Origin of the sequence: Liquorilactobacillus nagelii DSM 13675 (assembly GCF_019444005.1) — a bacterium.
Taxonomy (GTDB): Bacteria; Bacillota; Bacilli; order Lactobacillales; family Lactobacillaceae; genus Liquorilactobacillus; species Liquorilactobacillus nagelii.
In genome coordinates, this window is the sequence record NZ_CP049304.1 from 1,611,187 (window position 1) to 1,633,569 (window position 22,383).

Genomic DNA, 22,383 nt, shown 5'->3' on the forward strand with positions numbered 1-22,383 from the left:
ATAAAATACAACAAACCAAATAGTATCATAAAACCGTCAACCATGCAACTTTGTTAATGATTTTTTTTAATTGGCCGCTTTTTTGACCAAACATTTGTCAGTTTTTCAATCAGTTCTTGATTAGATGCTGTTTCTTTCATCATCCTAATCATTTGTTCACTATCGCGGAGCCAGTCATTCGAACCATTTCGACGTAAGTTTATCAAAAACTTCAACGTCGTTTCATCTAATAAAAGTTCCTCTTTGCGCGTCCCTGACTTTTTCAAATCAACCGCTGGAAAAATTCTCCGTTCTGCCATTTCACGAGCCAACTGCAATTCTTGATTACCAGTTCCCTTAAACTCCTCGTAAATAACATCATCCATCCGACTACCAGTATCAACTAAGGCTGTCGCTAATATTGTTAGGCTACCGCCTTCTTCAATATTACGAGCAGCACCAAAAAATTTTTTCGGTTTAAACAAAGCTGCCGGATCAATCCCGCCAGATAGCGTCCTGCCACTTGGGGGAACGACTAAATTATAGGCTCGCGCTAATCGAGTTAATGAATCAAGTAAAATAATAACATCTTGTTTATCCTCAGCTAGTCGCATCGCCCGCTCTAAAACCAACTCTGCCACTCGAATATGATTTTCCGGTCGTTGATCAAAGGTTGAGTAAATAACTTCTCCGTTGACGGTCCGTTCTAAATCAGTTACTTCTTCTGGCCGCTCATCAATTAACAAAACCATCAATTTAGCATTAGGATAGTTTTGAGCTACACCATTAGCCATCGCTTTGAGTAGACTCGTTTTTCCAGCCTTGGGCGGAGCTACAATGAGCCCACGTTGTCCGAAACCAATTGGTGCAAATAAGTCAATCATTCTCGTTGATAACTGCTGTCTATCAGTTGCTAGACAAATCTGTTGCTGGGGATATACTGCCGTCAAAGCCGGAAAGTGTGATCGTTCTTTAGCCTCTTCAGGATGCTTACCATTAACACTATCAACATGCATTAACCCATAATAACGTTCTTTTGGCTTTGGAGGGCGTACCTTACCAGCAACCAAATCCCCGTTACGCAATCCAAAACGGCGAATCTGAGAAGCAGAAATATAAATGTCCTCTTGCGAAGGACCATAGTTAATTGGCCGTAAAAATCCGTAACCATCATCCACTTTAGCCAGTTCTAAAACACCTGACATGTAATAATAACCCTGCTTTTCCGCCTGTGCTCGAATTACTGCTAAAGTTAATTCCTTTTTATTCATTTGACTATAGTACGGAATTTTATACTCTTTAGCATAGCGATAAATCTCTTTTAAATTTTTTTCTCGTAAATCAATTAATGTTAGATTATCCGTAAATTTTCGCTCCTAAATTATTCCTGAACAGCTGTTTCATCAACAATCTTAATTTTGATTGAAAGACCAGCCATTTTCTCAACAATTCTTTCATACCCACGTAAAATATTATCAGCTTTATTAATAACTGTTGTTCCTTTAGCCATCAATGCCAAACCGACCAGTGCCACTCCTGCACGAATTTCACTAGCTTCAACAGTTGTTCCAATAAGTTCAGATGAATGTTTAATCGAAATAATTCCATCTTTACTAACAATTTTTCCACCCATTCGTTGCATCTCCGGGATGTGCTTAACTCTTTCAGGGTATAAAGTATCAATTATTTTACTGCAACCTTTAGCCTGCATCAGCAAAGGAGTAATCGGCTGCTGTAAATCTGTTGCAAACCCCGGGAAAGGGGCAGTCTTAATCGTAACCGGTGCCAGATTCCTACCACCCTCTACATAAATGCTATCTTCATTGACCTCAAGATAAACACCCATTTCAACCAATTTAGCAATAAAAGGTTCCAAATGTTCTGTAATCACATTTTTCACCAAGACACCCTGACCAGCTGCAGCTGCAAAAGCCAAATACGTTCCAGCCTCAATTCGATCTGGAATGATAGTATGGGTATTGGTTGCCTTTAAACTTGGAACTCCTTTAATTCGAATTACATCTGTTCCAGCACCTCGAATTTGTGCTCCCATGTTATTCAAAAAAGTTGCCAAATCAACAATTTCTGGTTCTTTAGCAGCATTTTCAATGATCGTTGTTCCTTTAGCTCTGACAGCTGCTAATAAAACATTAATAGTTGCTCCGACTGAAACAATATCAAAAAAAATTCGTGCTCCATGTAATCCTTCTGGAGTTGTTTTAATACAAACTGCATCATTACGTTCTTCTACAATTGCACCTAAAGCACGAAATCCCTTAATATGTTGATCGATTGGTCGAGGTCCAATATTGTCCCCACCAGGAAAACCAACTAAAGCCTTACCAAACTTACCTAATAAGGCTCCCATGAAATAATAAGACGCTCGCAAACTACGAATCGCACCACCAGGAAGTGGTACATTTTTAATTTGGGTTGGATCAATTTCTAATTCCCCATGGGAAAAATTTGATGGAACATTCATTTTGCTTAAAATCAACATTAAATTGTGTACATCTAAAATATCTGGAACTGAATCAAATTTCACCGGGGTATCTGCTAAAATAGCGGCCGGAATCAAAGCAACTGTACTATTCTTGGCTCCGCCAATCGTTACTTCCCCTGACAATTTCTGACCACCGTTAATTATCATTTTTTTCATTTTTAAAAATTCTCCACTCACATTCAAATCACAATCAGTGTAGCAGCATTCAGTAAAGTCGAATATAATAATCGCTTCGACTACCAAGAGGCCTTAATTCATCATACAAGATTGCTTGCCAGGTTTCAATTATTAGAGGCAAAACATTTGAAATACTCATTAAAAATTAAAAAAGTTTTTTCTACTGACCTGGCATAAAAATAATTAAGCTACTTTTAGACAAGGACAAAGGGATGCAACAATTGCCGCATCCCTTTTAAAATAATGACCCTAACCAATCAGTCGTAGCTAATTAATTTGATTGATAGTTAGTAATAAAGTTCAATAATCCCTGTTTTTCATCGGTTTGCGGCTGGTAGATCTGCTGCTTAATTCCGTGGATTTTTTCTACCGGCAAATGGCTTTTCAAAGACATCTCAGCATCTGTCAAATGATACTTTTCTTGAAAAGTTACAATTTTTTCCGCCAATGAATCTCCAGACCCCTTATCCATCAAAATTCACCTCGCAGCTTAATTGAATTAACTACTTAAGAATAACATATTTTTTTCATCTGCGGTTAGAATCTTTAAGAGCACCGAAAATTATTTGGAATAAAAATTTTTAATCAGCACTGGCAGCGATAAATGCCCGGAACAGTCCTTCAGGGCGTTGCGGTCTTGACAAAAATTCAGGATGATACTGTGAAGCTACGAAAAATTTATGCTCTGATAATTCAACAACTTCAACCAAATGATTGTCTGGCGAAATCCCTGAGAAAGTTAACCCATGTTCAGTGAAACTCTTACGATATTCGTTATTAAATTCGTAACGATGGCGATGACGTTCTTGAATTACATCTTGATTATTATAAGCAGCCGCTGCAACTGTAGCTGGCTTTAATTTGCAAGGATATAAGCCTAACCTTTGCGTGCCACCCATTTCTTCTAAATCTTCTTGGTCTGCCATTAAATCAATAATCTTATTTTCACAATTTGGCGCAACTTCGGTTGTGTTTGCATCCTTTAAGCCAACAACATCACGGGCAAATTCAATGCAAGCCATCTGCATTCCTAGACAGATTCCTAAATAAGGAACATTTTGTTCACGAGCATAACGGATTGATTGAATCATTCCTTCTAAACCACGATTTCCAAATCCACCTGGTACAATAATTCCGTCAAACCCTTGTAAAACTTCAGCAACATTCTCAGCAGAAATTTTTTCTGAATCTAGGTGCTTGACTTCGACTTTAGCATTAATTGCATAACCTGCATGTTTTAGCGCCTCGTTAACCGAAATATATGCATCTGGCAGCTTAACATATTTACCAACCAAAGCAATTCTAACCGTTTTGTCTAAATTATTTACTCGTTCAGTTAATTGTTTCCACTTAGTCATATCGGCTGGTGGCGTCTGTAAATGCAGTTTTTGACAAACAATTTTGTCCATCTGTTGTTCTTGTAAATTTAGCGGGATTTCATAAAGCGTATTAACATCAACTGACTCAATAACCGCTTCTGGCTCAACGTCACAAAAGTTAGAAATTTTATTGCGAACACTCTCAGAAATATGTTTTTCTGTGCGAACTACTAAAATGTTTGGTTGAATTCCTAATCCACGTAATTCTTTGACACTATGTTGGGTCGGTTTAGTTTTCATTTCTCCGGCAGCATGCAAAAATGGAATCAATGTTGTATGAATATATAAAACATTTTCACTACCAACGTCTGTCTTCATTTGCCGTAAAGCTTCTAAAAATGGTAACGACTCAATATCCCCAACCGTTCCACCAACTTCAGTAATTACTACATCAGCATCAGTTGTCGTTCCAGCACGGGTAATTTTTTCTTTAATCATATTGGTAATATGTGGAATTACTTGAACAGTCGCGCCGAGGTAATCACCATGGCGTTCTTTGCGGATAACCTCTGAATATATTTTCCCGGTAGTTACATTTGAATATTTGTTCAAATTAATATCAATAAATCGTTCATAATGTCCCAAATCAAGGTCAGTTTCTGTTCCATCATCAGTTACAAAAACCTCACCGTGTTGGTAAGGACTCATTGTCCCGGGATCCACATTAACATACGGATCAAACTTTTGAATCATGACTTTTAACCCACGATTCTTCAATAAACGGCCGAGTGAAGCCGCTACAATTCCCTTTCCTAAAGATGAAACGACTCCACCGGTAACAAAAATATATTTGGTCATCACTAATCTCCTTTGGTTAGTTTTTCTAGAGACAGGCTGTCAATAACAAAATACAAGCTCCCTATTCACTTTCGAATAGGGAGCTTGCGGTTTACGTACAACTAACCCCAACAATTAAATGCGAGGTGCCCAATAAGAATTCTACAAAAATCAACTGCGCTCGTCAAGGGAAAATTATTCATCATCCTCAAGATCATCATCAGTTAACTCTGAAAGTTGGCCTTCAATTCCATCTGGTAATTCATCATCAGCTGCATCATCACCATTATCAATATCACTTAAGTCTTTGCTATATTCTTTTAATTCAGAATCCTCATCGGCAAAATCATCATCGTCAGTTGATTCTTCAGTATCATCGTAGTCAATTACATCGTCATTTTCTTCATCACTTTCATCATCCATGAAAGCATTAACTTTTTGTCGACGTTTATCATGGCTATCATCGTCTTCTTCATCTTCAACATGAATTACTGCTTCATCGATCGAATCGTATGGATACCAAGAACGCAATCCCCAAAGATTATCTCCGAGAGAAATAAAACTGCCATCAATGTTCAAATCCGTATAAAATTGTGATAGACGTTCGCGAATCTCTTCATCACTTTTTCCTAAAAAAGTTTGAACCTGGTTTGTCAAATCAGCAAAGGTCATTACATCGCCATGCTGTTCTAAAATTTCGTGAGCTACCTCGATCATTGACAATTCATTCTGCGCGGCATCTTTGAATTTTTCTAATTCCACCTTGGTACACGTCCTTTCAACAGTCTAGTCTCTATCATACAATTTCACGTCGTAAATTGCAATCTTATTTTATATTTCCCCAGTAATTCCAATCCATTATATAATAAATAGTCAATCTTAATTGCACCAGCCAAGGGGCTTTGCTGTAATAAAATTTGTAAGTGCGGCGTTACGGTTTCAATTGGAATAACACCATATGAAGTCTGATATGCCGCCGCTACTCGATGATTATCTTCAAAAAATAATCGTAATTTCAAATCGGATCGTTTACGGGTTAATTGAATACTATTCTGGTCGATAATTTTAAAAGTTACAATTACCTTTTCAGGTGCTTGCGTTTCAACATATCTTAAATACAGAGAATTGCCAATTTGAAAAATTTGGCCAGAAAACTTTTTTTCATATTCGCTAACTTCTCCATCCTGTTCTCGCGTAGTTACTAAATGGATCAGAATTGGTGTGCCTTTTTCCAAAGTCTTCACCTCCAAGTTGTTGTCGTTTTTATTATAGCATTTATCTTAATATCTGTGATTATGAACTATTGTAATTAAATATATAGCAGAAACTTTTTTTGATTTTAACTTAGGTAGATAAAAGCCGATGTATCTATATTCTGTCTGACAAAGTTTTTAAGGTATAATGAAAAAAAAGGAGTGATTATTATTACCGCTTATCGTGATCGATTATTACCGCGGGAAAAAGTCCTGCGCGACCCAATCCACAGCTATATCTATATTCAATCTCCAGTTATTTTGGACTTAATCAATACAAAAGAATTTCAACGTTTACGGCGAATTAGGCAACTGGGAACTGCTAATAGTACTTTCCATGGTGCCGAACATTCTCGCTTCACTCATTCAGTTGGAGTTTATGAAATTACACGTCAAATTTGTGATACATTTCAAAGAAATTATCCTTCTAAAGGTAATGACGGCCTTTGGGATAACCGGGAAAGATTAGTCGCTTTGTGTGCTGGATTGCTACATGATATTGGACACGGACCTTATTCGCATACTTTTGAACACATTTTTGGTACTAATCATGAAGAACTAACAGCTGCCATATTAACCTCACCGGAAACCGAAGTTAATCAAGTCCTACGAAAAGTCAGCCCCGACTTCCCACAGCAGGTTGCTAGCGTCATTCAAAAAACTTATCCTAATCAACAAGTAGTACAAATGATTTCTAGTCAAATTGATGCTGATCGAATGGATTATCTTTTACGTGATTCTTATTATACTGGTACCAATTATGGAACCTTTGACTTACAACGAATTTTACGAATGATGCGTCCATATCAAGACGGAATCACTTTTCACATTAGTGCCATGCACGCCGTTGAGGACTATATTATTAGTCGATTCCAGATGTATCAGCAAGTTTATTTTCATCCCGTTTCTCGCTCAATGGAAGTTATTTTAAATCACTTGTTATTACGCGCTAAATGGCTCTTTAAGCATCGTCAGTTTAAAGCAAATAACACGCCAAATTTACTGTTACCTTTTTTTGAAAACAATTTTTCGTTGAAGGATTATCTAAAACTTGATGACGGTGTTTTAAACACTTACTTTATTGATTGGTGTGACAATCAAGACAAAATTTTATGTGACTTAGCCCAACGCTTTTTAAATCGTAAGCCTTTTAAATCGATTAAATTTGAAAAAGCAACTCAACAATTGATTCCGCAATTACAACTTTTGGTCGCTCAAGCTGGTTTTGATCCGCAATACTATACTGCAACCAATAATTGTTATGATTTACCATATGATATCTATGAACCCGGGAAAAACCATCAAGTCACGCAAATTAAATTAATGCGTGATGATGGCAGTTTTATTGAGTTATCGGCTGTTAGTAAGCTCGTAAAAGCTATCACCGGACGCTTCTTAGGTGACGAACGATTCTTTTTTCCAAAACAAATGCTCAAAACTAATCCACTTTTTTGCCGAAAATTTCAAAAATATCTAAAAAATGACTGGCTAATTGATCCAGCCAGTCAAGTTTAATTAAAGTTAAGTGGATAAACGCCCAAAATTATTAGAAACAACCTGATCTTGTCGAACTTTGTAGGTATACTGACCTACAAAGTTATGATAATCGCCAATATTATATAAGTCAGTCCTAAGATTAATCCGCTAGATCCTATTCGGTGAATCTGAACTGGCTTATTTTTTAATTCAGCAACTTTTTTTAAATCTAATTTATTTTTACGATATTCCGCATCCGTTTCGCCCTTTTTCTTATGCCGAAACCAGCCAGCCATTAGATGGGCCCCTAATAAAATATCAATACCCGATATACAAATCAAAACTAATCCACTTAAAAACAAAAAATTAGAAACCAACGTTCTTTGTTGAACTAAGCAGGCACCAATTGCAGCAACAATTCCCAACAACTGCAATAACGTTGTTACTTTAACATAGTAAATCGTCTTTAAATTATTCATCATGATTCTACTTAATTAATCCTCGTATATTCACCGGTAATTTCGTTAAGCTTACTAATTGCATTTGTCTTGATGTTAAACTGATACATCCCCTTTAAATTTGAAACAGCTGAATTTGAAGGACTTGTATGCCGAATTTCAATTTGATAGTTTTGACTATCTATTTGTTTAACATAATACTGATCGCCAGCCTCTTGTGGAATCTGGGAAACCTGTTGAAACTTAGTTAGGATTTGAGCGTCAGTTAACGATTCAACCACTGAAGACACTTGACTATTTGTCGCTTTTGCAAGCGAACTACCAGTTTTTTGTTGATATTCAGAATTAGCAATTTTCGAATTGCGCGCATTAGTATAACCACTGTTAGTTGCTGAGCTACTAGATGCTGTCGTAACTGATTGCTTTTGTGAAATCAACTGGCCATACTTTGCTCCTTGATCTTGTATAGTGGCTACCGCCTGATACTTACGTGAAAGTGCTTGGAGTGCCTGATAGCTGCCACCAGCAGCATCATACTTACCAGCATTATAATAAGCTACTACCTCCTGATAGTAAACTTGTGCTAATTTGGCTGCGCTCAATTCCTTATTAAGCGACTTGATCTGACTAACAACAACAGCTGGCTCCTTAACCTTGTTCAGCTGTGACAAATTTTTTTCAGCCACCGTCAATTGAGCAGCCGCCAAAGCTTTTTTCGATCGCAATAACAATCCAATTTGTTTTTTCAATTGTCGCTGCTGCGTAGTTGCTTGCCCCGTTTTGATCACCTGGGTCATTTTTTGGTAAGCTTGACGGTCAGCGCCATGTTTTAGGTCCTGTAATGCTTGGCGATAACGTTGGTGATTAGCTTTTTTAATTGACACTGTCTTAGTAGTTTGCTGATTATTTTGCGATTGATTTTTGATATTCGAACAGCCGCTCAAACCTAAGCTTAAAGAAATCAGTCCGACAACTACTATTAAATGACCTTTGCTGAAATTCACTCAAGTCGCCTCCTTTCAATCAGCTTAATTATACCATGGAGCTAACTAATTCTGATATTACTCCTGCAGAAATGTTTGACTTCTTTTGACTACCAGCTCAATTGTGACCCCAATCACTGCCACCACAGCAATCGACGAATATAATACTAAGCAAGTTTCCCCAACAAAGATTTTTGAATTCAAATAATAGCCAAAGCTCACCTGCAACTTATCCAAAAGAATAAACAAAGCTAAATTTCCACCAAACATTCCAAAAAATAATGTATTGAAAGTCATTCCCATAATTTGGAAACCAATTATCCGCCCACTGTGCCGCAAATCATGAGTCGTAATTTTAGGTGACTGTTCAATTAGTTCATGCATCCCGCTAGCAACTGCAATTGCTGCTTCTGCAATTGCTCCGAGCGTGCTTAAAACCGTTGTAGCCAATAAAATACTTTCAAAACTGACACCAATTGCCAAATTAAATGCTTCTACCTCTTCTGAGTCCTCAGTACTGAAGCCTTGAATTTGTATTAAGTGATCTAAAGGAGCAATCAATAAAATCATTAACAATAAAACAATTAGTGTTGCTATAAAAGCTATGTTGGCTTCTTTTTCACCACAATCACTCATAAAAATTGTAATTGCTAAAATGCAAATACCGCTAAATGCTGCAACTGCAATGGGAGAAAAACCACCTGCAATTAAAATAATACTCAAAAAAAGCAAACAAAAGTTAATACCAAAACTACTCAAAGCCATGAAACCTTTTTTTCCACCAACTACCATCACCAAAACAGCTAAAACAATAATCAACATATTAAGTGTTGTCATGCTGTTTCCACTCCAATCTCCAAGCCGCCAAAAAACTGGCAACTGGTATTACTAACGTTATTCCAATTCCACTTATAATCGCTTGAACTAAACCCAAGGACATCGTCCACTGAAATGTATAACTAATGTTATTGCCTGTTCTGAAATATAAAATTGCTAAGGTAAATGTCTCAGTGAAAAAAATTAATAACAAAACATTAATCAACGGTCCCATAATTGACCGTCCCACCTGTCTACCTGAAGTAAACAATTGCTTAAATCCGATTTCTGGTTGACTACGTTTTAATTCAAAAACCGTTGAAACAATATCAGTTGCCGCATCCATAACCGTTCCTAACAATCCAATCAAAGTAGATGCTAAAAATAATTGTTTCGGTTGTTGAGTAGCAAAATCTAACGCTTCATAGTGCATGCCACTATCATGTGTTAGCCACATAATTAAAACGGCTAACCCTAAAGCTGTAGCTGTTCCAGTTGTAACTGCCGCAAAGGTTACCCGGCTTTGCTCATTCCAGCCAATAACAATCAATAGCGATAATGCCGTAAAGAGTACCGCCCCGGCTGCATAAATCCAAAAGAAGTTAGTAATATTCCAAACTATATCTAACTTTACTAATGCTAAAAATAAAATAAAGTTAATCAGCACACTACTAATTGCTTTTAAACCTCGCAAGCGCATTACTAATAACAACGAACATAACATTAACCAAATCAATAAAAATAGATAAACATCCCGTTTATAATTAGCAAATGCTGCAGTTGGTTTTTGGCCTTGTTTATTATGATATAAGTTTAAAAAAATATCTTGGCCACTTTGAAACTGCTGATCTTCCCCGTGCGATTCAGTAAAAGTGTTTTTCAAAGTAAAGGTTTCTCCACGGTATTTACCATTCAAAACTTTACCAGTTAATCGCTGTTCCGTTTGTTGATCATGGTTGCCATACTCATCAGTTGTTCTTACTGATTGACTGTTTTTCACTTGACTGATTCGCATGATTGGTTGTCGATACAAAAAAGCATCATTTCTAGCTAAAAAAGCAATTAATCCACTGCCAACCAAGACCAAAATAAAATAATTGAGCCATTTCTTTTCATGCCACAAAATCTTCACACCCTGACTTTTTGCTTACTGTTTTAAAATACCACTGCCATTTAACCAGTTAAAGATAGTCAAGTAATTCTTAAGTAAAAATGAAAGCTGTAATCTGTTATACTGAATTCAATTGCTTAAGTTTTTAATTAAGGAGTGTGTTTATTTTGGATCATACACAAGCAGTTTTAAAATTAATTTCTTTGGCTCAAGAACCGATTTCTGGTGAAAAGATTGCCGCTCAATTAACAATCACGCGAGCGGCTGTTTGGAAAATTATTCAGGTTTTGCAAAAAAAAGGCTACCCAATCATTAGTCATCGCCGACGCGGTTATGAATATCAAGACAATGGATTTCTTAATAAGTATTTACTTCAAGCTGGATTAACTTCTAATCTACAACCGCAACTTGACTTTGAAATTCATCAATCAATTGATTCAACCAATTTACGCGCCAAGCAACTAAGTGTTGTGCAATCAATCAAAAAGCCTTTAATTATTCTTAGCGATCGTCAGACTGCCGGCTATGGTCGTTACGGTAGAAACTATAGTTGTCCCAGCAATAGTGGAATTTATCTCAGTATTCTACTGCCAAACCAGACAAATATTCTAAATCCCGGATTATTGACAACTGCTACGGCTTTAGCTGTTAGTTATACTATTGAACAACAACTGCAGGTAACACCCCAAATAAAATGGGTTAATGATTTAATGCTCCAACAAAAAAAGATCGTCGGTATCTTAACTGAAGCGGTTAGCGATATTGAAAGCCGTTCAATTGGTCAAGTCATAGTTGGAATTGGTATTAACTTTTTGACTGAAACGGATAAATTACCAGAACAGATTAGAAACTCTGCCGGTTCATTAAGAGAAGCAGTCATCAAAGCTAAAATAAGCCGTAATCAATTCATTGCAGCTTTATTAAATCAATTTTTTGCATTATATAAAAATTATCAAACTGGAGATTTTTTGCCAGCCTATCGGCAACGGTGTTATCTACTGCAACACCAAGTTATGATTACTCAGGGAACACAAAAATTCACGGGCCAAGCAATTGATATTGACAATCAAGGGCGTCTAGTTTTAGCGGACGGTCAGCACATAGCATCCGGCGAGGTTACCCGAATTCGCTTGCAATAAAAATATGGGCTAAGAGGCAGTATACTTATGCTACGAACTTCACAACAAAGGAGAATGTGTTGTTTCCGTAGTTGTTCGAACACAAGTTACTGGCTTTTAGCCCATATTTTCTATTACCCTAAAATAATTCTAACGACTTAGCTTAGAAGCAGCCGCTTGATCAAGGATAACTGTTACATCTGGATGTTGCTGCAAAATACTTGCAGGGCAATCTGGTGTAACCGGTCCTTCAACCATAGCTGCCACTGCATCGGCCTTAGTTACGCCAAACGCTTCCAGTAAAATACTTTTTGCGCGCATAATTGAACCGATACCCATCGAATAAGCATATTGAGGTACGTCCTCTTTAGAGGCAAAAAAGCGCGCATTAGCAGCCACAGTCGATGGCGTTAGTTTAACTTTGCGTGTCTGTTCCGTAAATGATGAACCTGGTTCATTAAAACCAATATGACCATTTTTTCCAATGCCTAATAATTGCAGGTCGACTGGATACTGAGCCAATAAATCATTATAACGCTGAATCTCAGCTTGAGAATCTGCAGCATCACCTTGAGGCAGGTATGACCGTTTGAACTGTTTAAAGTTAAACAAGTGTTGTTGCATATAAGCACGATAACTCTGAGGGTTATCAGCTTTTAAGCCAACATATTCATCTAGGTTAAGCGAAATTTTTTGTGAAAAATCTAAATCACTTTTGACTATTTCAGTATAAGTTGTCTCTGGTGTGCTACCAGTAGCTAACCCAAACACTTCGGCACCCTGATTTAAAGCTGCTTGAAAAACTTCAAGTGCTTTTTTTCCACCCTGTTGCTGATCCTTAACAATTATGATTTTCATGATAAATAAGCCTCCTATATTGGTATATACCTATTATAAATGGACTATACCAAAAAAGCAACTTACTCAAATTATCATTTAGCTGAACACAAGTTAATTTTACCAAATTTGTAAGCGTTTGTAAATAAAATCCCGCATTTTTTAAGTGTTTTGCACGAAAAATAATTACTTTCACTTATATTCGCAAATTTTGATGTTTTAATCTTGAAAAAATTCGCTGATCTGCCCAACCAACTAAATATCCTTGAAAAGCCAAAGAAAACAACGTTCCAATATTAATTGCATACACGCGGCGCATTACCAACAACGTTAGCAAAATAGCTGTAATCGGTAAAGCAAAAGACAGGAGTTGAGCTTTAGTTGAATTTCCACCACACAATTTAAATCGCATAATTTGCATCAAATCATCGCACGGATGCAGCATCAAATTGACTCGCTGATAAATTGAAATTGCTGTCGCAATTAACACAATTCCAAAACAATCTAAGATTATTCTTGCAAAAACATTTAAACTAGCAAAAGGCAAAAATGACAACATTTTAACCATTAAACCCACTAAATAAGAAAAACAAGACATAAAAATCACATTACCTAAAATTCGTCGCAAATCAATTCGTTTCAGTAACATGACATTTAAAGCAATTGCAAAAAAGCCCTCCGCAAACAACAGCCAACTTAATGGCCAACTGGTCGCATGGGATAAATTAACGGCTGCAGCTGTCCAAAGTGCGCTTCCTAAATTTAAAGAGACAGTAATTGCATTACCTAAACTATTCAAAATAATAGAAAAAATAAAATAAAGCAATGTTAAAGTTGACCGATTATGTGTCGGAACTGAAGTTGATTTGATCATTTTTATCTCCTAAGATTTAATAATATCTGTATCTTAATATACAGCTTTTTTTATTAATCGGAATAATTTTGCAGTTATTTATTCCGTGATACAATTAAGTTACAAGTAAGTAAGGGGGCTTTATTATGAGTGAGAATGTTTTTTTTAATCCTGGTCAGGCAGTGGCCAGCAGCTTTGATTACCATGAAGCTTATGTAGCTGCCAAAATTTATCGGCAAAAAAATAACCACGAATTGTTGTTAGTCCAAGAAGAAGGTACTGGCAAACCCTACTATGTCTTTGATGCTGCCGCTACTAAAGATAACAATCAGCCAACTAAAAATTACCACTTAGTTAATCGTTTGAAATAAAATTTGGAGGCCTACTAATGAACGAAATTTCAGCTACAGTAATATTAAATGACGGTAACCAGATCCCATCAGTTGGTTTTGGAACTTATTTATTAAATGGTGCCTCAGGCAGTAATATAATTTCACAAGCTATTCAGCGTGGTTATCGACTATTGGACGCTGCTGTTAATTACGAAAATGAGGGCACCGTCGGCGAAGCTGTTCGACGAAGCCACTGTTCACGTAGTAAACTATTCATTACTTCTAAGCTTCCAGGACGTCACCAGCAACACCAAGCTGCTATTTCTTCCATCCAAGAATCACTTTTTCGGACTGGATTAGATTATTTTGATCTGTATCTAATTCATTGGCCTAATCCTCAAGCAGACCATTATCTTGAAGCTTGGCAAGCCTTAATTGATGCTCAAAGATTTGGTCTTGTTCGATCAATTGGTGTTTCGAACTTTCTCCCAGAACATATTGAACGCCTAGAAAAAGAAACAGGTGTCTTGCCAGTGGTCAATCAAATCGAATTGCATCCTTATTGGTCACAAAGAAAGCAGCGAGAATATGATACCAGTAAAAAAATTTTTACACAAGCTTGGAGTCCTTTGGGACGAGCAAGTAACGTTTTACAAGAAAACGTTATCAAAGATATTGCGCAAAAGCACCAAAAATCAGTTGGTCAAATTATTTTACGTTGGGAATTACAACTTGGTGTCGGAGTAATTCCTAAATCCAGTTCGGCTCAACGACAACTTGATAATCTATCTTTATTTGATTTTTCATTATCGGCCGCTGAAATGAACCAAATTAGCGAACTTGATCGACCTGATGGCCGCAACAAAAATCAAGATCCGGCTACTTACCAAGAGTTTTAATAGCCAAAACTAAAATAAAACGGGCTGGTGCAGTTAAACTAACACCAACCCGTTTTTGTTCATTAAAAATTATTCTAACTTTCACAAACCCATTAATTATTCTTTATGAAAACGATTCTTAAATAAAGGACTAACTGATTTATTCTCATAAATTCGTTTAATTGCATCCCCGATTAAATCTCCGACTGAAACCTGCAATAATTTGTCAATCTTCTTTTCTTCTGGCAATTTGATTGAATCGGTTACGATTACTCTTTTAATTGGCGAATTCTCCAATCGTTCAATTGCTGGACCAGAAAGAACGGGATGGGTTGCACAAGCATAAACTTCACTTGCACCAGCATCTTTTAATGCCTGAGCTGCTAAGGTAATCGTCCCTGCTGTATCAATCATGTCGTCAATTAAGATACAACGTTTTTGATCAACTGAACCAATAATATTCATAACTTCTGCTACATTTGCTTTAGGTCGACGTTTATCGATAATGGCAATCGGTGACTTCAAAAATTCAGCTAACTTTCGTGCTCGAGTTACACCACCATGGTCAGGTGAAACTACTACCGCATCTTTTTCCAAACCATTATTCAAAAAATAATCCGCTAGTAATGGAGCACCCATCAAATGATCAACCGGAATATCAAAAAATCCTTGAATTTGAGCAGCATGTAAATCTAAAGCAACTACTCGATCAGCGCCAGCCTTAACTATCATGTCAGCAACCAATTTGGCGGTAATTGGTTCACGCGGTCTAACCTTTCGATCTTGGCGTGCATAACCATAATAAGGAATCACCACATTGATATTTGCTGCACTTGCTCGCCGCAAAGCATCAACCATAATTAATAATTCCATCAAATTATCATTTACCGGTGCCGAAGTTGACTGAATAATAAAAACATCATCACCACGAATACTTTCATCAATATTGATCCGGATTTCCCCATCACTAAAACGATCCACCGATGTTTTTCCTAAAGTTACTCCAACTGCCGCTGCAATTTTTTCTGCCAATGGCTTGTTAGAATTTAAAGCAAATATTTTAAGCTTAGGCTCAGCATTTTTTCCAGACATGATAGCCTCCATAATTATTTATTCTCTAATAATCTTATGCAAAAAAAGTCTTAAAAGCAAGCGCATTTAGCAAATGTTTTCCAATCACTTAGAATTTTTTTCAGCCTGTTCAGTTTGTTGTGCAGCTTTAGCTACCGGATAACGATCATAATAACCTGCTTTATTAACTTGGCGACCCCGAGCAATTGCCATATCATGAGCAGCTACATCATTGGTAATCGTTGAACCTGCAGCCACATAAGCATGATCAGCAATGCGCAATGGTGCAACCATATTAGAGGCACTGCCAATAAATGAATAATCACCAACTGTTGTATGGTGCTTATTGATACCATCATAGTTAACAAAGACACAGCCGCAACCAACATTAATTTGACGTCCCAAGGTTGCATCGCCAACATAAGTTAAATGACCAACTTTGGTATCTGCCCCAATTTCAGCTTTTTTAACTTCAACAAAATTACCAATGTGAACTCTTTCGCCGATTTTTGCCTGTGGCCGCAAATGACTATATGGTCCTATATTGCTACCAGTTGCCATTTGAGCATTTTCCAATACTGAAGCAGTAATAGTTACATTATCAGAAATCAAGCTATCTGACAGTTGTGAATGGGCGCCGATTAAACAGTTCTCCCCAATAATTGTCGTTCCCTTTAACACAACTCCCGGTTCAACCACTGTATCAGCGCCAATCTTGACTTCACTATCAATGTAGGTATTTTGGGGATCGATTAAAGTCACTCCATTACGCATATGCTTTTCATTAATTCGCTGGCGCATCAAAGCGGTTGCCTTAGAAAGTGCAACTCGATCGTTAACACCCATTGATTCATTAAAATCCTTCATTGTAAAAGCAGCAACTTTTTGAGCAGCTTTTTGACAAATTTCAATCACATCTGTCAAGTAGTACTCATGCTGGGCATTATCGTTTGTTACTTGATGCAGCGCTTGAAACAGTGCCTGATTGTCGAAGCAGTAGACACCCGTATTTATTTCTGCAACCGCAGCTTCAGCCGGAGTCGTATCCTTTTGCTCAACTATTTTAGCTACATTTCCTTGACGATCACGAATAATTCTTCCGTAGCCAGTCGGATCTGGTGCTATAGCTGTCAAAATTGTTGCAACTGCCCGTTGCTGTTGATGATAGTCAAATAACTCAGTTAGCGTTTCTGCTGTAAATAAAGGTGTATCGCCACAAATAATCAATGTCGTTCCTTGTTTTTCTCCCAAAAGCGGCTCTGCCTGTAGAACAGCATGGCCGGTTCCTAGTTGTTCTTCTTGTACCGCAAATTCAGTTCGCTGTCTTAAAACTTCTTTAACTTGTTTTCCACCGTAACCAATAACTGTCACAATTTGTTGTAAATTTAATTTTTCAATTTGACCAACTACATGTTCTACCATTGACTTGCCACACACTGGATGTAGCACCTTATAAAGTTTGGATTTCATTCGAGTTCCCTGACCGGCTGCCAAAACAACCGCATAGTTTGCAGACATTTTAAAATCTCCTCTAAATTTATAATTACTCAATCATGATACCTTAGACCGATTCGGACTGCAAGGCAGCTTGATTATTCTCACCTGTTTAATTAATACCCAAAAAATAGAACTATGCAAAAAAAGCCTTGCATAGTTCTATTCGTCATACAAGTCAACCACTCCCGACTAAAGTCAAAAGCTGTTGAGATATCTGCACCTAGTAATCAACGGCCACAACAATTGCTTAGATCCAGTGATTACCCCCAAAACAGGTCTGACTTTCTAATTATCCCAGCCTTTAGCGATCACAGATTACCAGACGGATGAATGCGAGTCTATCATCTCTAGCCATAATATTCCTAGCTGCATTATGGTAAGCAGCACATTGGGAACATGTCCAGTGATCATAATATGAGTTTGTTAGTTGCTCCAGTCTTCATGACAAAGCCATGTCTGGTTGGTGTTTCTAGGGTTAACTGTAACAAATCTTTTTCCGTACCGTTCAACTTTATAGACAAGCTCACCTATAAAAAATCCACCAACATCAGAAATACTCATAGCTAAGGCGCAATTTCGCAGTAGATGCCTATTTTTCTCTTCAGTGACAACCAAATATCGTAGTTCTTAATAGAAATTTTTACGACAATTGGCTACTTTGCGTTGGATAATTACATAAAACTCACATTGTTTCTAATAATTTTGGCATTCCTCTACCTAATTAAGACTAGGCGGTTTCTGCCTTAGCTTTAATTAAATCCATTTCAAATTTTAAAAAATTACTGACAGCACCCATAATTACTTGTTTTCTTTGCCAAAAACCTTTTCTAAATAATTACCTGCACTGACATGAATCGTCTTGTCTAGCGTATTTACCTGATCGACTTTTAATAATGATGTATAATCATCAACCATGCGATGACCTTCAAAAGCAGCTTCAGCAAAAACAGTAATTCCAACCATTTCTGACTCAAACTCCTCAATCATGCTTTTCATTCCATTGACGGTGCCGCCGCCCTTCATGAAATCATCCACCACTAAGACGTGTGAACCACGTTTTAAGCTCCGTTTCGATAATTCCATTTTTTCAATCCGTTCACTTGAGCCTGAAACATAATTAACTGAAACAGTTGAACCTTCAGTAATTTTGCTATCACGCCGTAAAATTACAAACGGAACATTTAAATAACTAGAAACGCTTTGAGCGATTGGAACACCCTTTGTCGCCACTGTCATAACTGCATCAATTTGTTTATCAAGATATTGTCGTGCAATTACCCGGCCAACTTGACGCAAAACGTCTGGTCGGCCAAGCAAATCTGACAGATAAACATATCCACCTGGTAACAGTCGATCCTTTTCAGATAAACGTTCGGTCATAACCTGGATGAAATCACGAGCTTCCTGTTCATCCATTGACGGAATAAATCTAGCACCACCAGCTGCTCCTGGAATTGTCTCTAGTATTCCAATGCCTCGAAATTTAAAAGTTCTTTTAATAATTGCTAAATCTTCACTAATTGATGACTTAGCTGATTCATACCGTTTTGCAAAAAAAGTTAATGATATTAAAGTATGCGGCCTTTCTAACAAATATCTTGTCATATCGATCAACCGATCACTTCTTCTTATTTTCAACCTAACTCCTCCACTTAAAAAATCTCAAATAGTTGCTAAATTAATCTAGCAATCATTATACGCTTTTTTTCCGGTCTTTGCACAGTAAATCACTTTTAACGTTCGCCTTTAATTATTAATTATTACTAATATTTTAATTTCAATGTTATTTCCATGTTAACGATTAACATTCGGTTAGAATACTTAAAAAAATCATTAAAGTTCAGAAATTTCTTAAACTACTAAACAACCGGTAATATCAAAAATAAAATAACTAACAAAAGTAAATCCTCTAATCCTTGATTTAAGTAATTCCAAGCTGTTATTGTATAATTTTTCAATTTATTACCAATCAGCCTCGCTAAAACAACCGCTAAAGCTATTGTCAGCCCGCTATTAATGATATCGCCTGTCCCTTGCAAATTAAAACCACTTTTTTCGAAATGAAGGACCCCGGAACCAATCATTGACGCTAAAGCAACTGCTGATGTTTGAATTGGATTTAATTTAAATTGCATTCCAACACAAAGACCCATTATTGCTGGCAACATACTCATCGCAAAACTGGTAATCAAGCGGATTGTTGTTGCAGCTGGGAAAATTGGTTGTAGAGCTTGCATTAATTGACCAACTAATGCCGATGGAATTAAAGCAACCACGACTCCAAGACTGACCCCATTTAAAATATTCATTATGAACTGTCGACCTGTTATTTTTTCTGTCATCTTCTTTCCGCCTTTCGGTCTATGATCAATCGCTAAGCTGTAATTTCATGAGGACTCTTTTGACCTTCTAAAATTTTCAAAGTATCATCTAAACTGATGTCAACCATGTTTTGAACAGCAATGTTAGTGTAAAAACCAATATGTGGTGTAATGATTACATTTGGCATCGAGCGAAGTTCAATTAATGCTTGACTTGGCAATTTTTGGGCTGTTAAATCAACATTAAAAAATTTTTCTTCCCCAGTTAATGTGTCTAGTGCTGCTCCTGCTATCCGTTGCTCTTTAAGAGCTTTAATCAAAGCTGAGGTGTCAACCACTGGCCCACGACATTCATTAACTAAATAGGCAGTTGGCTTCATCAATTTAAAAGCAGCTTCATCAATTAGGTTCTCACTAGTTGGATTTAAATCAACATGTAGACAAATCACATCTGCTTGCTGTAATAATTTTTCTTTACTAGTATACGTTAAAGTATCTCGCAATTCAGCGCGTTCTTTTAAATCATAAGCAATTACTTTTGCTCCCAAAGCTTTAAAAAGTTGCGCAGTTGTTCCGCCAATTCGTCCAGCACCAATGATTCCAACTGTCAGTGAATGAATTTCTTTTGCTTGCAAGCCTGCCCAGCGAAAATCCTGCTGAGCTGAGCGCTGATCAAATAGCTCTAAGTTGCGAAGCAAACGCAAAGTATGTGTTAATGCTAATTCGGCAACTGAGCGTGGCGAATATGCCGGAACATTTGTAATTTTCAATCCATTCTCTTTGGCTAAAGCCAAATCAATCACATCATAGCCAGCTGTCCGTGATGCAATTTGTTTAATTCCAGCTTGACACAAAATTGGATAAACTGCTGCTTCAACTTTAGCTCGTTGCTGGATAACAATTCCATCATAGCCGTTTACTTGTGGAGCTGTTGCTAGATGTAATGGTTGTGAAATTGTATCAACTTGAATTTGGTGCTTTTCAGCCCAATTTTTAATTGCTGGCTGCTCATCATCACGGACACTGTACATCAAAATTTTCATTGTTTTTCTCCTTTTTATTTTCCTAATCTTTCACTAACATACTGTTTAACCCGATGCATTGCTTCTTGAATATCCTCCATGCTAGCCGCATAACTAATCCGAATATATCCAGCACCACCAGGGCCAAAACTGCTGCCACTAATAACTGCTACTTTAGCCTTTTCAGCTAAATCATAAATAAACTTTTTATCATCTTGAATTAATCCAGCAGGAATCTTTGCAAATAAATAAAATGCTCCTTGCGGTTTAGCACAAGTAAAACCACATTCACTCATTTTTTCTATCAAATAGTCCCGCCGCTTTTGATACTCCTCTTTCATCGGTTGACAATCATCTTGACCATTTGCCAATGCCTCAGTTGCTGCTGCTTGAGTCATAGTTGAAGTTGTTGTAATCGTGAATTGATGAACTTTGCTCAATTCGGCCGTAATTTCTCTTGGAGCACACAAAATTCCAATTCGCCAGCCAGTCATTGCATGTGATTTAGAAACTCCATTTAACAAAATTGCTTGCTCTCTTAAAACCGTCGCTAGTGAAGCGTGTGGTTGATCAAAGTTTAATTCACTATAAATCTCATCACAAATTGCAAAAATCGGTTTGTTACGCAACACTGCTGCTAACTCATCAAGTTCAGCTTGATCGTATGTTACCCCTGTTGGATTAGAAGGATAGTTTAAAACAATTGCTTTAACTCTTTCTCCTTGTTCACTTAGCGTTTTTTGCAACTGTGCAGCAGTTAATTTAAAACCAGTTGAACTCGTATCAACCAAAATCGGCTCAGCTTGATTCAAAATTGTAATCGCAATATATAGTGGAAAAGTTGGTGTCGGAATAATCACCTTGTCACCAGGATTAAGAACTGAGGTTAGTGCGGTATAGATTGCCTCAGTTGCTCCATTGGTAATAATAATCTCATCAGCTGGATCATAATTTTGTTGGTACTTAGTAGCTAAAAAATTAGCTGCTGCTTGACGTAATTGCAAAGTTCCATTGGAAGGAGCGTAGTGGGTTTGGTTAGCTGCAATACTGGCGATTGCAGCTTGTTTAATATGCTCTGGAGTATTGAAATCCGGTTCACCCATGGTAAATTTAATAATTCCAGGTATTTTTGAAGCAAACTCATCAAAACTGCGAATATCTGATGGTTGCAGCAATGATAATTCCTTTTTCATACTTTTAGCTAATGATGTCATTAAAACCAACTTCCTTTCTAAAATAAAAAGCCTGAAGAATCCTCTTCAGGCTTAAGCGAATTTACTTTAATTACCCAAGCCTGTCAGATTATTTTAACATCTGTGCAGGTTTGGCTTTGATTCCATCACCAAATAGCTTTCAGCTTCTCCACAGGTGCAAACCACTTGTTACGTGTTTGCACCCCAACTAGACTGGACTACAAACACTTGCGAAAAAACCAAAAGTAAAAATAAGTATTCAATTCTGCAGGCAAACTGACCTTTTTCATAATTAGAAGCTCCTTAAAATTGAATAAATCTAATTTAACTGATTAACCATTTTTTGTCA

Annotated in this window: 22 protein-coding genes; 4 read left to right on the forward strand and 18 right to left on the reverse strand. The window is 37.0% G+C overall.

The window, feature by feature from the left end; genetic code table 11:
- Nucleotides 1–53 precede the first annotated feature (53 nt).
- The 6 genes from rho to G6O73_RS08215 all read right to left on the reverse strand — a co-directional run bounded on the left by rho (nt 54) and on the right by G6O73_RS08215 (nt 6,059).
- On the reverse strand, nt 54–1,325 hold the full coding sequence (rho, locus tag G6O73_RS08190; RefSeq protein WP_057885682.1) for a transcription termination factor Rho: 1,272 nt from the start codon (nt 1,323–1,325) through the stop codon (nt 54–56).
- Nucleotides 1,326–1,360: 35 nt separating this feature from the next.
- Nucleotides 1,361–2,638, reverse strand: a complete 1,278-nt coding sequence (locus tag G6O73_RS08195) for a UDP-N-acetylglucosamine 1-carboxyvinyltransferase (protein WP_057885681.1) — start codon at nt 2,636–2,638, stop codon at nt 1,361–1,363.
- Nucleotides 2,639–2,930: 292 nt separating this feature from the next.
- Nucleotides 2,931–3,131, reverse strand: coding sequence for an LBP_cg2779 family protein (locus G6O73_RS08200; RefSeq protein ID WP_057885680.1), 201 nt, complete (start codon nt 3,129–3,131; stop codon nt 2,931–2,933).
- A gap of 109 nt (nt 3,132–3,240) precedes the next feature.
- The gene (locus tag G6O73_RS08205; RefSeq protein WP_057885679.1) at nt 3,241–4,836 is read right to left on the reverse strand and encodes a CTP synthase; all 1,596 of its coding nucleotides are present in this window, start codon (nt 4,834–4,836) and stop codon (nt 3,241–3,243) included.
- A gap of 174 nt (nt 4,837–5,010) precedes the next feature.
- The gene (gene rpoE, locus G6O73_RS08210; protein WP_057885678.1) at nt 5,011–5,577 is read right to left on the reverse strand and encodes a DNA-directed RNA polymerase subunit delta; all 567 of its coding nucleotides are present in this window, start codon (nt 5,575–5,577) and stop codon (nt 5,011–5,013) included.
- Between the two features lie 44 nt (nt 5,578–5,621).
- Nucleotides 5,622–6,059, reverse strand: a complete 438-nt coding sequence (locus tag G6O73_RS08215; protein ID WP_228956649.1) for a YwiB family protein — start codon at nt 6,057–6,059, stop codon at nt 5,622–5,624.
- 177 nt (nt 6,060–6,236) lie between these two features.
- On the opposite strand from G6O73_RS08215, the gene G6O73_RS08220 reads away from it, so the two are divergent.
- Nucleotides 6,237–7,583 (forward strand): HD domain-containing protein, encoded by a 1,347-nt coding sequence (locus tag G6O73_RS08220; RefSeq protein WP_187327505.1) that lies wholly within the window; start codon nt 6,237–6,239, stop codon nt 7,581–7,583.
- 74 nt (nt 7,584–7,657) lie between these two features.
- Here G6O73_RS08220 and G6O73_RS08225 read toward each other — a convergent pair whose 3' ends face one another.
- The 4 genes from G6O73_RS08225 to G6O73_RS08240 are packed head-to-tail and all read right to left on the reverse strand — an operon-like array spanning nt 7,658 to nt 10,933.
- Complete coding sequence (locus G6O73_RS08225) at nt 7,658–8,023, reverse strand: DUF3899 domain-containing protein (RefSeq protein ID WP_057885676.1); 366 nt, start codon at nt 8,021–8,023, stop codon at nt 7,658–7,660.
- Between the two features lie 11 nt (nt 8,024–8,034).
- Nucleotides 8,035–9,006 carry a hypothetical protein gene (locus tag G6O73_RS08230; RefSeq protein ID WP_057885675.1) on the reverse strand — a complete coding sequence of 324 codons (972 nt, stop codon included), beginning with the start codon at nt 9,004–9,006 and terminating at the stop codon, nt 8,035–8,037.
- 57 nt (nt 9,007–9,063) lie between these two features.
- Nucleotides 9,064–9,822: a YibE/F family protein gene (locus tag G6O73_RS08235; RefSeq protein WP_057885674.1), complete on the reverse strand. Its 759-nt coding sequence runs from the start codon at nt 9,820–9,822 to the stop codon at nt 9,064–9,066.
- Nucleotides 9,809–10,933: a YibE/F family protein gene (locus G6O73_RS08240; RefSeq protein WP_057885673.1), complete on the reverse strand. Its 1,125-nt coding sequence runs from the start codon at nt 10,931–10,933 to the stop codon at nt 9,809–9,811. Before G6O73_RS08240 ends, G6O73_RS08235 begins: the two co-directional genes overlap by 14 nt.
- Nucleotides 10,934–11,070: 137 nt before the next feature.
- Here G6O73_RS08240 and G6O73_RS08245 point away from each other — a divergent pair, with 137 nt between their 5' ends.
- Nucleotides 11,071–12,051, forward strand: a complete 981-nt coding sequence (locus tag G6O73_RS08245; protein WP_245002952.1) for a biotin--[acetyl-CoA-carboxylase] ligase — start codon at nt 11,071–11,073, stop codon at nt 12,049–12,051.
- A gap of 129 nt (nt 12,052–12,180) precedes the next feature.
- Here the strand turns inward: G6O73_RS08245 and G6O73_RS08250 are convergent, their stop codons facing one another.
- Entirely contained in the window at nt 12,181–12,888 is a 708-nt protein-coding gene (locus tag G6O73_RS08250; RefSeq protein ID WP_057885671.1) for a glucosamine-6-phosphate deaminase, read from the reverse strand.
- 175 nt (nt 12,889–13,063) lie between these two features.
- Nucleotides 13,064–13,741 carry a DUF6198 family protein gene (locus G6O73_RS08255; RefSeq protein WP_057885670.1) on the reverse strand — a complete coding sequence of 226 codons (678 nt, stop codon included), beginning with the start codon at nt 13,739–13,741 and terminating at the stop codon, nt 13,064–13,066.
- 125 nt (nt 13,742–13,866) lie between these two features.
- Between G6O73_RS08255 and G6O73_RS08260 the strand changes: the two genes are divergently transcribed.
- Complete coding sequence (locus G6O73_RS08260; protein WP_057885669.1) at nt 13,867–14,091, forward strand: hypothetical protein; 225 nt, start codon at nt 13,867–13,869, stop codon at nt 14,089–14,091.
- A gap of 17 nt (nt 14,092–14,108) precedes the next feature.
- Complete coding sequence (locus G6O73_RS08265) at nt 14,109–14,951, forward strand: aldo/keto reductase (protein ID WP_057885668.1); 843 nt, start codon at nt 14,109–14,111, stop codon at nt 14,949–14,951.
- A 96-nt stretch (nt 14,952–15,047) separates the two neighbouring features.
- On the opposite strand, the gene G6O73_RS08270 is transcribed toward G6O73_RS08265, so the two are convergent.
- From G6O73_RS08270 to G6O73_RS08295, 6 genes are all read right to left on the reverse strand, one after another.
- Complete coding sequence (locus G6O73_RS08270) at nt 15,048–16,022, reverse strand: ribose-phosphate diphosphokinase (protein WP_057885667.1); 975 nt, start codon at nt 16,020–16,022, stop codon at nt 15,048–15,050.
- 84 nt (nt 16,023–16,106) lie between these two features.
- Nucleotides 16,107–17,519: a bifunctional UDP-N-acetylglucosamine diphosphorylase/glucosamine-1-phosphate N-acetyltransferase GlmU gene (glmU, locus tag G6O73_RS08275; RefSeq protein WP_057885666.1), complete on the reverse strand. Its 1,413-nt coding sequence runs from the start codon at nt 17,517–17,519 to the stop codon at nt 16,107–16,109.
- A 777-nt stretch (nt 17,520–18,296) separates the two neighbouring features.
- Nucleotides 18,297–19,136, reverse strand: a complete 840-nt coding sequence (purR, locus tag G6O73_RS08280; protein WP_057885665.1) for a pur operon repressor — start codon at nt 19,134–19,136, stop codon at nt 18,297–18,299.
- A 221-nt stretch (nt 19,137–19,357) separates the two neighbouring features.
- Nucleotides 19,358–19,840: a PTS sugar transporter subunit IIC gene (locus G6O73_RS08285; protein ID WP_057885664.1), complete on the reverse strand. Its 483-nt coding sequence runs from the start codon at nt 19,838–19,840 to the stop codon at nt 19,358–19,360.
- A gap of 32 nt (nt 19,841–19,872) precedes the next feature.
- Nucleotides 19,873–20,862, reverse strand: a complete 990-nt coding sequence (locus tag G6O73_RS08290; RefSeq protein ID WP_057885663.1) for a D-2-hydroxyacid dehydrogenase — start codon at nt 20,860–20,862, stop codon at nt 19,873–19,875.
- Nucleotides 20,863–20,876: 14 nt separating this feature from the next.
- Nucleotides 20,877–22,055, reverse strand: coding sequence for an aminotransferase class I/II-fold pyridoxal phosphate-dependent enzyme (locus G6O73_RS08295; protein WP_057885662.1), 1,179 nt, complete (start codon nt 22,053–22,055; stop codon nt 20,877–20,879).
- Nucleotides 22,056–22,383 lie beyond the last annotated feature (328 nt).

Excerpts from the sequence above, each read along its gene's own strand:
- G6O73_RS08195 (WP_057885681.1), bottom strand. The coding sequence starts at position 2,638 with ATGAAAAAAATGATAATTAACGGTGGTCAGAAATTGTCAGGGGAAGTA.
- G6O73_RS08200 (WP_057885680.1), bottom strand. The coding sequence starts at position 3,131 with ATGGATAAGGGGTCTGGAGATTCATTGGCGGAAAAAATTGTAACTTTT.
- G6O73_RS08205 (WP_057885679.1), bottom strand. The coding sequence starts at position 4,836 with ATGACCAAATATATTTTTGTTACCGGTGGAGTCGTTTCATCTTTAGGA.
- G6O73_RS08225 (WP_057885676.1), bottom strand. The coding sequence starts at position 8,023 with ATGAATAATTTAAAGACGATTTACTATGTTAAAGTAACAACGTTATTG.
- G6O73_RS08235 (WP_057885674.1), bottom strand. The coding sequence starts at position 9,822 with ATGACAACACTTAATATGTTGATTATTGTTTTAGCTGTTTTGGTGATG.
- G6O73_RS08250 (WP_057885671.1), bottom strand. The coding sequence starts at position 12,888 with ATGAAAATCATAATTGTTAAGGATCAGCAACAGGGTGGAAAAAAAGCA.
- G6O73_RS08255 (WP_057885670.1), bottom strand. The coding sequence starts at position 13,741 with ATGATCAAATCAACTTCAGTTCCGACACATAATCGGTCAACTTTAACA.
- G6O73_RS08260 (WP_057885669.1), top strand. The coding sequence starts at position 13,867 with ATGAGTGAGAATGTTTTTTTTAATCCTGGTCAGGCAGTGGCCAGCAGC.
- G6O73_RS08265 (WP_057885668.1), top strand. The coding sequence starts at position 14,109 with ATGAACGAAATTTCAGCTACAGTAATATTAAATGACGGTAACCAGATC.
- G6O73_RS08270 (WP_057885667.1), bottom strand. The coding sequence starts at position 16,022 with ATGTCTGGAAAAAATGCTGAGCCTAAGCTTAAAATATTTGCTTTAAAT.
- glmU (WP_057885666.1), bottom strand. The coding sequence starts at position 17,519 with ATGTCTGCAAACTATGCGGTTGTTTTGGCAGCCGGTCAGGGAACTCGA.
- G6O73_RS08285 (WP_057885664.1), bottom strand. The coding sequence starts at position 19,840 with ATGACAGAAAAAATAACAGGTCGACAGTTCATAATGAATATTTTAAAT.
- G6O73_RS08290 (WP_057885663.1), bottom strand. The coding sequence starts at position 20,862 with ATGAAAATTTTGATGTACAGTGTCCGTGATGATGAGCAGCCAGCAATT.
- G6O73_RS08295 (WP_057885662.1), bottom strand. The coding sequence starts at position 22,055 with ATGACATCATTAGCTAAAAGTATGAAAAAGGAATTATCATTGCTGCAA.